The 13,069-nt window shown below is 74.7% G+C and carries 5 protein-coding genes; 1 reads left to right on the top strand and 4 read right to left on the bottom strand.

The genetic code is table 11. From position 1 onward, the window contains the following. Window positions 1–149: 149 nt before the first annotated feature. The 4 genes from WME98_RS19830 to WME98_RS19815 form a co-directional block, all read right to left on the bottom strand. Complete coding sequence (locus WME98_RS19830; protein ID WP_437952689.1) at window positions 150–3,683, bottom strand: protein kinase domain-containing protein; 3,534 nt, start codon at window positions 3,681–3,683, stop codon at window positions 150–152. A 67-nt stretch (window positions 3,684–3,750) separates the two neighbouring features. After that, window positions 3,751–8,745, bottom strand: coding sequence for an FIST N-terminal domain-containing protein (locus WME98_RS19825; protein ID WP_437952688.1), 4,995 nt, complete (start codon window positions 8,743–8,745; stop codon window positions 3,751–3,753). A gap of 19 nt (window positions 8,746–8,764) precedes the next feature. Then, on the bottom strand, window positions 8,765–10,018 hold the full coding sequence (locus WME98_RS19820; RefSeq protein WP_437952687.1) for a PP2C family protein-serine/threonine phosphatase: 1,254 nt from the start codon (window positions 10,016–10,018) through the stop codon (window positions 8,765–8,767). Between the two features lie 48 nt (window positions 10,019–10,066). Beyond that, window positions 10,067–11,092, bottom strand: a complete 1,026-nt coding sequence (locus tag WME98_RS19815; protein WP_437952686.1) for a hypothetical protein — start codon at window positions 11,090–11,092, stop codon at window positions 10,067–10,069. 524 nt (window positions 11,093–11,616) lie between these two features. On the opposite strand from WME98_RS19815, the gene WME98_RS19810 reads away from it, so the two are divergent. After that, the gene (locus tag WME98_RS19810; protein ID WP_437952685.1) at window positions 11,617–13,026 is read left to right on the top strand and encodes a hypothetical protein; all 1,410 of its coding nucleotides are present in this window, start codon (window positions 11,617–11,619) and stop codon (window positions 13,024–13,026) included. The last annotated feature ends 43 nt before the right edge of the window (window positions 13,027–13,069 follow it).

The following is a 13,069-nucleotide window of genomic DNA, read 5'->3' as shown; positions in this document are numbered from 1 at the left end:
GCGGCTCCGCCGCCGCGGAACGCCGGCATTTCACGCCCGCGCCGCCGCCGATTCGCCGCACCGCCGCCGATTCGCCGCACCGCCGCCGATTCGCCGCACCGCCGCCGATTCGCCGCGACGCCATTGCGGCGCTCGTCGCAATGGCCCGCTCAGCCGCCCTTCCGCGCCCCGCTCGCGCTCTTGATCGCGATCGTCCGCCGCGCGCCGCCCGACTCGACCGTGAGCTCGACCGCGACGCCCTCCGGCAGGTTCGACAGCGAATAACGTAACGCGTCAAAGTTGGCGAGCGGCCGGCCGTTGACGGCGACCACCACGTCGCCGACGCGGACGCCCGCGGCCTGGGCGGGGCTGCGCTCGTCCACGGCCACGACGACGGCGTCGCCGCTCGTCTTCAGCTCGCCTTCGAGCAGCGGGAAGACGGGCACCGCCGTCATGCCGAACGCGCTCGCCGTGCGCCGGTAGCTCTGCACCGCCGCGTCGAAGCTCTCCTTGCGCATGCGGTAGCGCGCCACGGCCATCACGGCGCCGTCGCGCTCCTGGAAGCGCGCGTCGACGCGCTCGGGGGTGGCGAACGCGCCGACCTGCTTCAGGTAGCGGCTCGCCTCGGCCTCCGCCATGCCGGGCCGCCGCGCGCCGCCGCCGCGCGCCTCGAGGAAGGCGTACGCCTGCGACCCCGCGAGCGCGGGCACGACGTTGCTCGCGAGCCGGGAGATCGCGTCGGCGCGCGCGACCGACAGCGCCGCCTCGCGGGTCTCGCCGGCGCCCTCGCCGACCACGAAGATCGCGTCGCCCTCGGCGGCGAACGGCTGCTGCATCCAGGCAGGCACCTCGTCGGCCGGCGGCGCCGGGCGCCACCTCGCGCTCGCCGCGGGCGCCGCGCTCGGGCCGGCGACCGGGCGCGGGCGGCCCCAGCCCAGGTACGCGTAGCCCACGCTGAGGACCAGCAACGCCGCCGCCGCCCCGACCGCCGCGAACGCCCAGCGCGACCCGGGCCCGCCGGCCGCGGCAGCGGGCCGCGCCCGCCGGCGCGCCGTCGCCGCCTCCGACGACGGTACCCCTGACGCGCCCGACGCCGGCCCCCTCGACGCTGGCGCCCCGGACGCCCCGGAAGCCGTCGCCCGCGCCGCTGACGCGGACGCCGGCGCCTTCGCCGCCTGCGCCCCCGCCGGCGCTCCCGACGCCCCCGCCGGCGCTCCCGACGCCCCCGCCGCCAGCGCCCCCGGAGCCAGCGCCCCCGCCGCCGCCGCGCCCGCCGCCGCCGCGCCCGCCGCCGCCGCCCCCGCCGCCGCCGCCGCCCCCGCCGCCGCCGCCCCCGCCGCCGCCGCCGTCGCCGGCGCCATCCCGGCGGAGCGCCTCGTCGCGGCCGGCCCGGGCGCGCCGGAGGGCGCTCGCGCCGGCTCCAGCGCGGCGCCGAGCCGCTTCAGCACCGGCAGGAGCGCCGCGAACGAGAGCGGCGCGTTGCACCGCTTGCACGGCATGTACGGCTCCCGGTCCTCGAGCGCCGCCTGGGCCGCATCCCGCACGTCGAGCAGCGTCTGCCGGGGCGCGCTGCACCGCGCGCAGGCGCCGTCGACGAGCGCCGAGACCACCGCCGCCCCGAGCGGGGGGCTCGACGCGGCGAGGTGCTCGAGCAGCGCGACCGGACAGCCCTCGATCTGGATCGACGTCACCTCGTCGCCCAGCGCGCGCAGCGAGAGCGTGAGCGCCTGCGCCCCCTCGGGCGTCACCCCCGCCGCCGCCGTGAGATCGAGGACGAGATCCCCCTCGATCCCGTCGAGCGCGCGCTTCCACCGGACGTGCGCGTCGAGCCTGCCGCGCACGCGGATGCGCGTCCCGCGCTCGTCCACCGTCTTCTCGATCGCCTCGTGGGTCCCGGCGTCGAGCCGCGCGAGCTCGTCGAGCGCGGCCCGCACGTCGTCGGGCAGCTGGATCCCCGCGTGCGCGGCCGCGAACGCGAAGTAGCTCTCGGCGTCGTCGTCGAACACCGCCGCCCCCCCGCAGCGCGGGCAGGGGCTCGCGGGCGGATCGTGCGCCCTGACGACGTGAGCGTCCCGGTCGCAGTCGAACAGCCGCTCGAACGTGGCGCCGCAGCGCTCGCACCGGTACGGGCCGTAGAACGACACGATGCGCCCGTCGCCGAAGAAGCGGCGGATCATGCTGACCTGGTTCACGATCGGCTCAGTGCAGCGGCCGACGTAGATCTCGGGCGCGCTCCGCGACACCTCGGCCAGCATCGCCATCCACTCGCGCACGCCGAACGACGTGACCCGCTGCACCCCGCCCAGGTCGAAGAGCACGCGGCCAGCGATGCCACGCGCGACCGCGAGGCCATGGAGCTCCTCGGTCATCCGCCCCGACATCGAGACGATGAGCAGGCCGCCCAGCCGGCGCTTGGTCACCGTGAGGGCCCGGGGCCCGTGCGCCCCCTCGGGCTCGACCCCGGGGCCGGCGTCCACGAGCGACGGGAGCCTCCTCGAGCGCGGCGGCGGCGGATCCGGGTCGTGCGCGGCCTCGAGCCGCGAGGCCGAGAAGAGCGGCGCCGACAGCTTCGTCGCGACCCCGCCGGGGCGCTCGACGCTGAGCGCGCCCTGCGGCGCCCCGCCCGCGACGTCGAGATCGCCCGCGGACGAGTCGTCGCTCTGGGTCGACTCCTGCTTCTGGACGATGTGCGACAGGAGCTCCGTCTCCGAGGCGAGCGCGCCCCGCCACGCCTCCACCCGCTGGCCGAACAGCTCCGCCATGAACGACGACAGCGCGAGCGACGAGGTGGCGAGCCGCTCCTCCCGGGCGAACGCCTCGAGGTCGATCTGGAGGTCCCGCGCCGTCGCGTACCGCCTCTCCCGGTCCCGCTCCAGGCACTTGAGCACGATCCGCTCGAGCTCCGGCGGGTAGTCGTCGCACACCTGGCTCGGCGGCATCACCGGATCCTCGACGATCGCCCGCATCAGCTCGAACTCGGTGGCGCCGCGCCGGAACAGCCGGCTGCCCGTCGACATCTCGTAGAGCAGGATGCCCACCGAGTAGATGTCGCTCCGGCGATCGAGCTTCTCGCTCGTGCACTGCTCGGGCGACATGTACGGGACCTTGCCCTTGAGCGCGCCGTCCCGCGTCTCGTTGACGCGGTTCGCCGCCTTCGCGATCCCGAAGTCGAGGATCTTCACGGCCCCGTCGTACGTGACGAACACGTTGTGCGGGGACACGTCGCGGTGGACGATGTCGAGCGGCTTGCCGTCGAAGCCGACCTTCTCGTGCGCGTAGTGGAGCCCGGCCGCGACCGCGGCGGCGATGGTGATCGCGTGCTCGACCGGCATCCGCCGGTTCGCCGACCGGAGCGACTTCTTGATCGTCCTGAGGTCCTCGCCGTGGAGATACTCCATGGCGATCACGGGCACGCCGTCGACCTCCTCGATGTCGTACATCTGGACCAGGTTGGGGTGGTCCAGGGTGGCGGCGATGCGCGCCTCGTCGAGGAACATCCGCACGAACTCGGGGCTGTCGACGAGGTGCGGGAGGATCCGCTTGACGACGCAGATCTTCCTCACGCCCGAGATGCCCGCGACGGAGGCCACCCAGATCTCGGCCATCCCGCCCATGCCGATCTTCTTGAGCAGGCGGTACCTGCCGAGCGCGGTAGGGCGGCGCGACGCGGCGCTCAGGGGGCCCGCGGCGGGGCGCTCGGTCATGCGCTCGCCTCCGCCGTGGGGGCCGGCACCGTCACTTCGGAGGGAGCGCGGCGGGCGATCAGGGTGCTCATCGAGGGCCTTCGGCGTGGGGCTTCGCGAAGCTGACGCTGCGGCGCTCACCGCGCGACTCGATCTGGAGGGCCATCGTACCACCGGGCGGGGTGCGCGCCCACGCGTCCGCCGCGGCCTTGGCGAAGGCCTCGACCGAGTGGACCGGGCGCTCGTCGACCGAGAGGACGACGTCCCCCGCGGCGATGCCCGGCTCCGCGCCGCGCTGCGGGCGCTCCACCGCGACGACGACGAGCTCGCCGGAGGTGCGCGCGCTCGCCTCGAGCAGCGGGAAGAAGCGCGCGACGGTGAGCCCCTGGAACGTGGCCGTCTGGCGGTAGGTCGCCGCGGCCGCCTCGAAGCTCGGCCGCGTCAGCCGGTAGCGCGCGAAGGCGAGGACGCGGCCGCCCTCGCGCCGCACCACGGCGTCGACGCGCTCGGGCGTCGCGAGCGACCCGACCTGGGCGAGGAACCGCCGGGCGACGCGCTCGACGACCTCCGCGCGCTGCTCCGGCCGCGCCTCGGCGACCTCGCGCGGGTGCGCGGCGAGCAGGTGGGCCACGGGGGAGCTCGCGAGCTCGGCGGCGAGGCCGGACGCGAGGCGCTCGATCGCGCTGCTGCGCGCCTCCGCGAGCGCGTCCGCGTCGCTGACCGCGGGGCCGCCGCGGCCGACGACGAAGACGCTGTCGCCCTCGAGGACGAACGGCCGCTCCACCCACGCGGGCGGGAGATCGTCGATGGCAGACCAGCCCGCCCGCGCCCGGGCGCTGGCCGAGGGCGCCGGCGCGCGCGCGTCCATCGCGGGCGCCGCCGGGGCCGCGGGATCTACCGAGGCCGCGGGCGCCGTCGAAGCCGCGGGCGCCCGGGCGGGGGCCGGCGGCGCCCCGGCGAGGCGCGCGCCGCCGCGCCAGACCGCGAAGCCGGCGGCCACGATCGCCACCCCGGCGAGCAGCGCGACGAACGCCGCGCTGGCGCCCGCGCCGGGCTGCGCCGCCGCGGGGGCGGCCGGCCGCGGCGGCGAGGCGCTCGCCGCCAGCGGGGCGCCCGGCTGCGGCGAGGCGCTCGCCGCCGGCGGGGCGCCCGGCGGCGGCGAGGCGCTCGCCGGCGGCGGGGCCGAGGGCGGGCGCGTCGCGCGGGCGCCGAGCAGCGAGAGCAGCGCGCGGTCGCCGTCGTCGAAGGCGAGCGGCGTGTTGCAGCGCTTGCAGGCGACGCGCGGATCGTGGCCGCCGCGGAGCAGGACATCGTGCTTGTCGACCTCGACGAGCGCGGCGCGGGCCGCGCCGCAGGACGCGCAGCGGCCCTCGACGACCGCGGAGGCGAGCCGCGCGAGCTCGGGCCACGAGGGGCTCGCCATGCGCTCGGCGAGCAGCCGGGGACAGCCCTCGATGCGGACCGCCTCGACGGCGCCGTCGAGCTTGCGGAGCGCCGACTCGAAGCGCGCCGCGCCGTCGGCGGTGACCCCGGGGGCGCTGCTCAGGTCGAAGACGACCTGCCCCTCGAGGCCGTCGATGATGCGGCTCCAGCGGAGCGAGGCGGTCAGCTTGCTCCCCACCTTGACCCGCGTGACGCGCCCCTCGACGGACTTCTCCACCGCGTCGCCGGCGGCCGGCTCGTCGCCCTTCTCGAGCTCGAGGAGGATCTCCCGCACCTCCGGCGGGATGGCGCCGGCGCCGTGCTGGGCGACGAACCCGAAGTAGGTCGCCGCGTCGTCGTCGAAGGCGCCGGCGCCGCGGCAGCGCGGGCACACCGCCTCGGGGGGCTTGCCCTCGGCGAGCGAGGCCGCGTCGTGGGCGCAGTCGACGAGCCGCTCGAACTGGGCGCCGCACGACTCGCAGCAGTAGGGCGCGTAGAACGAGACGACCTGCCCGCTCCCGGCGAACCTGCGGATCATGCTGAGCTGGTTGACGACCGGCTCGGAGCAGCGCGCGAGGTAGAGGGCGCGGAGGCGGGGCTGCGCCGCCTGGATCATCTGGAGCCACTCGCGCACGCCGAACGACGTGATCCGCTCGATGCCGGCGAGGTCGAGCAGGACCTTGCCGTCGAGCTCCCGGGCGAGCGCCGCGCCCTTGAACGACTCGGTCATGCGCCCGGCGAGCCGGACGACGAGGACGTCGCCGATCCTCTGCCGGTCGAACGCGAGGCTGTCGAGGCGGCCGGCGGCGCCGGCGGGCGGCACGATCCGCGCCGGCGCGGCGCGCGGCGACCAGGAGGAGAGCGACGGCCGGTCCACCGTGGTGGGCAGGCGCCCCGATGAGACCGGCCCCGAACGCGACCCGGCGAGCAGCGGCCCCGAACGCGACCCGGCGAGCAGCGGCCCCGACGGCGGCCCCGGGATGCGCGGGCGCGCCGTCCGCTGGCCGTTCGGCGGCACGCGGACGGTCGGCCGCGCCTCGTCGCCGGTCGACCGCGCCTCCTCGACGAGCGGCCGCGCCTCCTCGACGAGCGGCCGCGCCGGCCGGCCGAGCGGCCGCGCCTCCTCGCCGCCGTCGCGCGCCGCGCGCAGCGTCCCCGGCGCGGCGCCGTGGCTCCGCGGCACCGGGGTGAGGGCCTCGGAGAGGACGGTGAGGGTCATGGTCTGGTTGTGCAGGTCGCAGTGGCCGGCGGCGTACGGCGAGATCTCCCCGTACGAGTAGAACCCCGTCACCTGCGTGCCCCGCGGCAGCACGTCCAGCACCGCCTCGACCTCCTCCTCCGTCCGGTCGCCGAGCACGATCCGCCGCCCCACGCAGCTGATCGCGATCGCGAGCGCCCCCTCGCCCGCCGCCGCCGCCTCGCTCGCCGCCCGCGCCGCCTGCTCCGCGCCCCCGATCAGCCGCTCGAAGTCCGCCTTCATCAGCTGCACGAGGTGGCCCTCCGGCACGTCCCCCGCGAACGTCATCGACTGCTGCTCGTGGTCCACCGCAAGCACCGTGCGGACCAGGAACTTCTCGTCCCGCGCCGTCGCACGCAGCGCCAGCGGGAACAGCAGCGCCGACGCAGGCAGCTCCGCCGCCTTGTCCCCGAGGTACTCCTTGTACAGCGACAGCGCCGGCTTGCCGTCGACCTCGTACAGCACGTTCCCCGCCGAGCGCGTCACCACCCGCTCCGGCCCGAACTTGTCCCATCCCCCCTTGGACCCGTGCTGGATCACCACGTGCTCGCCGTACAGCCCCACCGCCGCCACGAGCCCGCTGCGCACCGTGTCCCCGACGCACACCCACGTCCGCTGGAACCGCGTCCCGTCCCCGGACAGCCCCCCGGTCACCACCACCGACTCGGGCAGCACCGCGTTCAGCCCCGCCACGAGCTGGCTGCCGTTCACCCCGAGCCCCTCCGACAGCACGAGCACTCCGCGCAGCCCCGGCCGGTCCAGCTTGCGCGCCAGCGCCTGCCCCGCCGCGAACGACCCCGACGCGCTCGCCACCTCCACCTGCGCCGCCGACAGCGTCGTGCGCTCGAACCGCGCCACCGCCACCGACAGCGTCCCGTCCCGCACCGCCGTGCCCGCGATCTCCCCCGCGCTCGAGCACCCCACCATGTGCGACCGCGGGTACGCACGCCGCAGCTCACGGATCGCCCCCGGGTCGTCGAGGAACTCGGGCGCGCCGAACACGAGCACCAGCGTCCGGTCGCTGTCGAGCGCGGGCAGCGCCCGCACCGACCACTTGCCCGTCGCGCGCGAGAACGAGAACGTCGCGAGCCGCATCCCGAGCGCCGCGCTCGACGCCGTGGACGGCACGTCGAAATGGGTGTCGGAGGCGATCTCGAGCTCCTCGAACTCCGCCATCCCGCCCGCAGGCTGCGCCACGACGCGGGCCGCCACGGCCGGCGTCCCCTTCGCGGCGCGCGGCCTCCGCTCCCGCGGGCCCTCGCTCCGGACGAGCAGCGGGGTGAGGGCCTCGGAGAGGACGGTGAGGGTCATGGTCTGGTTGTGCAGGTCGCAGTGGCCGGCGGCGTACGGCGAGATCTCCCCGTACGAGTAGAACCCCGTCACCTGCGTGCCCCGCGGCAGCACGTCCAGCACCGCCTCGACCTCCTCCTCCGTCCGGTCGCCGAGCACGATCCGCCGCCCCACGCAGCTGATCGCGATCGCGAGCGCCCCCTCGCCCGCCGCCGCCGCCTCGCTCGCCGCCCGCGCCGCCTGCTCCGCGCCCCCGATCAGCCGCTCGAAGTCCGCCTTCATCAGCTGCACGAGGTGGCCCTCCGGCACGTCCCCCGCGAACGTCATCGACTGCTGCTCGTGGTCCACCGCAAGCACCGTGCGGACCAGGAACTTCTCGTCCCGCGCCGTCGCACGCAGCGCCAGCGGGAACAGCAGCGCCGACGCAGGCAGCTCCGCCGCCTTGTCCCCGAGGTACTCCTTGTACAGCGACAGCGCCGGCTTGCCGTCGACCTCGTACAGCACGTTCCCCGCCGAGCGCGTCACCACCCGCTCCGGCCCGAACTTGTCCCATCCCCCCTTGGACCCGTGCTGGATCACCACGTGCTCGCCGTACAGCCCCACCGCCGCCACGAGCCCGCTGCGCACCGTGTCCCCGACGCACACCCACGTCCGCTGAAACCGCGTCCCGTCCCCCGACAGCCCCCCGGTCACCACCACCGACTCGGGCAGCACCGCGTTCAGCCCCGCCACGAGCTGGCTGCCGTTCACCCCGAGCCCCTCCGACAGCACGAGCACCCCGCGCAGCCCCGGCCGGTCCAGCTCGCGCGCGAGCGCCTGCCCCGCCGCGAACGACCCCGACGCGCTCGCCACCTCCACCTGCGCCGCCGACAGCGTCGTGCGCTCGAACCGCGCCACCGCCACCGACAGCGTCCCGTCCCGCACCGCCGTGCCCGCGATCTCCCCCGCGCTCGAGCACCCCACCATGTGCGACCGCGGGTACGCACGCCGCAGCTCACGGATCGCCCCCGGGTCGTCGAGGAACTCGGGCGCGCCGAACACGAGCACCAGCGTCCGGTCGCTGTCGAGCACGGGCAGCACCCGCACCGACCACTTCTGGGTGTCCCGATCGTAGTGGAACGTCTCGAGGATCATGGGGCTCGTCGCCCCCAGGCTACAGCACGCGGGCCACGACGAGCGTCATGTCGTCGTCGAGGGATCGCTCGCCGCGGAACCTCGAGACCGCCGCGACGATCGCGTCCCGCGCCTCCTCGGGCGCGTACGTGGCGACGCTCTGGAACAGCGCGCGCAGCCGCTTCTCGGTGAACTGCTCGCTCGACGCGTTCTCGCACTCGGTCACGCCGTCGGTGAACCAGAGGAGGGCGTCGCCGCCCTCCAGGTGCACGGTGCTCGACGCGTACTCGGCCGAGCTCGCTGCCCCGAGCGGCGAGCCCTGCGCGGCGAGCTGGCGGACGGTGTTGTTCCTCACGAGGTATGGGAACGGGTGGCCGGCGTTGGCGAGGGTCAGCGTGCGCGCCTCCGGATCGAAGATGCACGCCGCGCAGGTCATCAGGTACTTCTGCTTCCCCGCCTCGAAGATCGAGCAGTTCATGAGCCGGAGCAGCTGCGCGGCGCTGAGCTCCTCCCGCCCGAACGTGCGCGCGACGTCGCACGCGGCCTTCGCCGCCCCGGTGATGATCGCCGAGGAGATGCCGTGCCCGGTCACGTCGCCGATGACCGTGAGCAGCTTGCCGTCCGGCAGGTCGTGGAAGGTCCACCAGTCCCCGCCGCACTCCGCCGCGGGCTGGAAGTGGCTGGCGAGCCGCAGCGAGCGCCGCTCGATCACGTCGTCGCTCGGCACGAGCATCTGCTGGACGGCGCGCGCGACCTCGAGCTGCTTCTTCAGCGACGCCCGCTCGGCGGTGTCGTGGAGCAGCTGCACCAGCCGGTCGCCGAGCGCGACGAGCTGGACGCGGACCTCGTGGATCGCCTCGTCCGCCTCGCTCGCCGGGGGCGCGCCCGGGGCCTCGCCGCCCGGCGCCGCGCCGCTCAGGGAGAGGAGATCGCTCAGCTTGGCCGCGAAGCGGCGCTTGGCCATCGAGATGGTCGAGTCGACGTCGAGCGGCCGCGCCGGCTCGACCTGCGAGCTCGCGGCGTCGTGGAAGATGGTCAGCGCGTCGCCGATCGCGACGACGACGCTGCGGAGGCGGTCCCGCTCCGCCTGCAGCTTGCGGTGGAGCGCGCCCATCTCGTTCGTGGAGAGGTCGAGCGACCGGGTGAGCAGGCTCCGGTCGTCGGCGACGTGGCGGTAGTGCTCGCTGATGCGCGCGACGACCTTCTGCCAGGTCTCCCGGTCGGGCGGCTCGCTCAGGTCCTCCAGGCCGAGGCGCCGGAGCTGCCGCGCGAGGAGCGGATCGATCTCAGCCATGGCGTCCGCCTCGGCGGGGCTCTTTGGGTCGCGCGGCGGGCCGGCGCGCTACCACTCGGCCGGCTCCAGCGTCTCCACCGCCGGGGTGGTGGAGCGCTCGAAGAAGTGGATGGACGCCGGCAGGGAGCGGAACTCGCGCGGGTTCACGTCGAGGTCCCAGAACGACGTGACCAGGGTCGACGAGGTGGGCGAGACGTCGATGACCAGCACCGCGCCGGCCGCGTAGATCTTGAGCATGCCGAGGCCGGCGCCGCCGCGCGAGGTGTCGAGCACGGCGGCGCGCGCCGCATCCGCGCCCCGGGCGCTCAGGCCGCGCGTGATGCCCTCGAAGACGTGGTGGCGCCTCAGGCCGCCGAACGGATCGTGGGCCTGGAGCGCGAGGTGGGCGCCGTCGGTGCCGAGCCGCAGCGTGGGGATCTCGTTCTCCTCGAGCACGATGTCGGACCGCCGGTCGTGCGTGTAGCGCGGGCGGCCGCGGCCATCGACGGGCGCGTCGTACATCGCGTTCATGAGCAGCTCGTGGGCGAGCGCGGCGAGCCGCTCGGCGACGCGCGCGGGGGCGCCGGCGCGCTCGGCCCAGTGCGCCACCTCGCCGACGGTGCGGTCCCGGTCCTCGCTGGTGCGGGGGCGCCATTTCACGATGGTGGCGCCCCAGGAGAGCAGGTCGGCGAGGCGGGGCGGGAGCGCGAGCGGCTTGAGGATGCGGCGGACGGCGAGCGAGATCTCCCACGGCCGGGGCATGGAGGCGAAGCTCGGCCAGCCGACGATGCTGGAGAGCCGCGGCTCCTTGAGGGCGGCGCGGAGGACGGCGTCGGTGCTGCCGGAGGTCCACACGACGAGGTGCAGGCTCGGGTAGCGCTCGGCCGCCCACTCGAGCGCGAGGTCGAGGTCGGCGGCGTCGCAGCCGAGCAGCAGGGGCCGCTCGGACAGCCGCGCGCGCAGCTCGTCCGGATCGCCGGCGACGGGCACGTCCTGCATGCCGGCCGCGGCCGACATGACCCGCGCGATCCGCTGGCCGACGACCCGGTTCCGCTCGAGCACGGCGATGGTCGCTTTCGGGGCTGAATCGCTCAAGGGGGGCACCGCGGGGTGGCCCTGGCAGCGGGGGCTGCCAGGGGAGGAGCACGGGGATTACACCACGGATCCCGGGCGCGGAGAGAGGCCGGTCAGGGGCGCCATCGGCCGAGCGGCGCCTCGCCGGAGCCCCCGCCGGCGATCGCCGGGCGGCGGCGCACCGACGTAAGCCACCTTTCTTTCAGACCACGAGGCCGTCGAGGTCGACGAAGCCGTCGAGGTCGACCCGAACACGGGCCCTTGTGTGCGAGGCGCAAGGCGCGCCATCGCCCGCGGCGTCGTCGCGAGGAGCGGATCTCCGCAACTCCGCGGTCGCCATGGACAGGAATCAGCCGCCATGAACAGGAATGAGCGCCCACGGGCGCGACCGGATCTCGGACGCTCGACGCCCGTCGCCGCCAGCGATCTGCGCGTGAGCCGCTCACCCGATGAGACGATCATGCAATCTCTTACTTGCCCAGCAACGCAGGCGCACATCACGTTTGGATTCACCGCATGACGCGAGGAGTTCGAAAGGGCTTGCCATGATGACACATCTCACCACGGTGTTCGTGCTCGTCGGAGCGGCGATTCCGCTCGGCGTGGCCGCGCTCTCTTGCAGCTCGGCCGACCGGAGCGAAGGAACGGAGCACATCGCCTCCGCCGAGGACGATCTGCCCCGCGGCGCGCGGTTCAGCGACTTCGACGCCCTCACGGATCGAAACACGGACCAGCTGCTCCGGCGGGGCCGGGAGATCTTTCGATTCGACACCTTCGGCGACGAGCAGTTCTGGGGCGGCAGGCTCCGGTTGCACGAGAGCATCGCCAACGTGACGCCGGCGCAGGCGCTGGCGCTCGGGCTCAAGGTCGACGCGGACGCGCTCCCGTCGACGCTGCGGGGCCAGATCGAGCGCGGCCAGGTGGACCTCCGCGACCCCGCCGTCACGCGGACCCTCTTGCGGCTCAACGCGATCCTCGGAGTGACGGGCTTCTTCGATCGCCGCGGCGAGCTCGCCTCGATCGGCCTCCAGTGCGCCTTCTGCCACTCCACGGTCAACGACTCCGTGGCGCCGGGCATCGGCGCGCGCCTCGACGGCTGGGCCAACCGCGATCTGAACGTCGGCGCCATCATCGCTTCGGCCCCGACGTTGCGGCCGCTCGTCGACCTGCTGCCGAGGGTGCCCGCGGGCATCACCGAGGAGGGCGTGAGGAGGGTCCTCCTCAGCTGGGGGCCGGGCAAGTACGACGCCGAGCTGCTCCTCGATGGCAAGGCGTTCCGGCCTGACGGGAAGTCCGGGGCGACCCTGCTCCCCAACGCCTTCGACATGGGTGGAATCAACGAGCACACCTGGACCGGCAACTGGGGCTCGGTCCCCTACTGGAACGCGTACGTCGCCGTGACCCAGATGCATGGAAGGGGGAATTTCTTCGATCCACGGCTCAGCGACCCCGAGAAGTACCCGAACGCGGCGGCCACCGGGATCTGGAACGTGATCGTCAAACCCGAGGACGATCTCGTCACGCCGAAGCTCCCCGCGCTGCACTTCTACCAGCTCGCGCTCCCGGCGCCGAGGCCGGTGCCCGGCGTCGATTTCCACGAGGAGGCCGCCGAGCGCGGCAAGAGGCTGTTCGTCGGCAAGGCGAAGTGCACGGGCTGCCACAACAAGCCGCTCTGGACCGACGCCGGCTGGAACCTGCACACGCCCGAAGAGATGAGGATCGACGGTTTCCAGGCGGACCGAGCGCCCGGCAACTCGTACAAGACGATGAACCTGGCGGCGCTCTTCGTCCGGGAGCGAGGGCTGTTCATGAAGCGGGAGAACAAGGGCCGCTTCTACCACGATGGCCGCTTCGCGACGCTGCTGGACGTCGTGCGGAGCTACGACGATCGATTCGCGCTCGGGCTCGATCCCAACGAGAAGCGCGATCTCGTGGAATACCTGAAGTCGCTTTGATCGGTCCGGCAAGGGTGAATGGCCATCGACCCGTTCGGAGGGT

The organism is Sorangium sp. So ce296 (assembly GCF_051529605.1).
GTDB lineage: Bacteria > Myxococcota_A > Polyangia > Polyangiales > Polyangiaceae > Sorangium > Sorangium cellulosum_D.
Note: the sequence above shows the minus strand (reverse complement) of the source record. Positions and strands in the feature narration are given on the sequence as shown.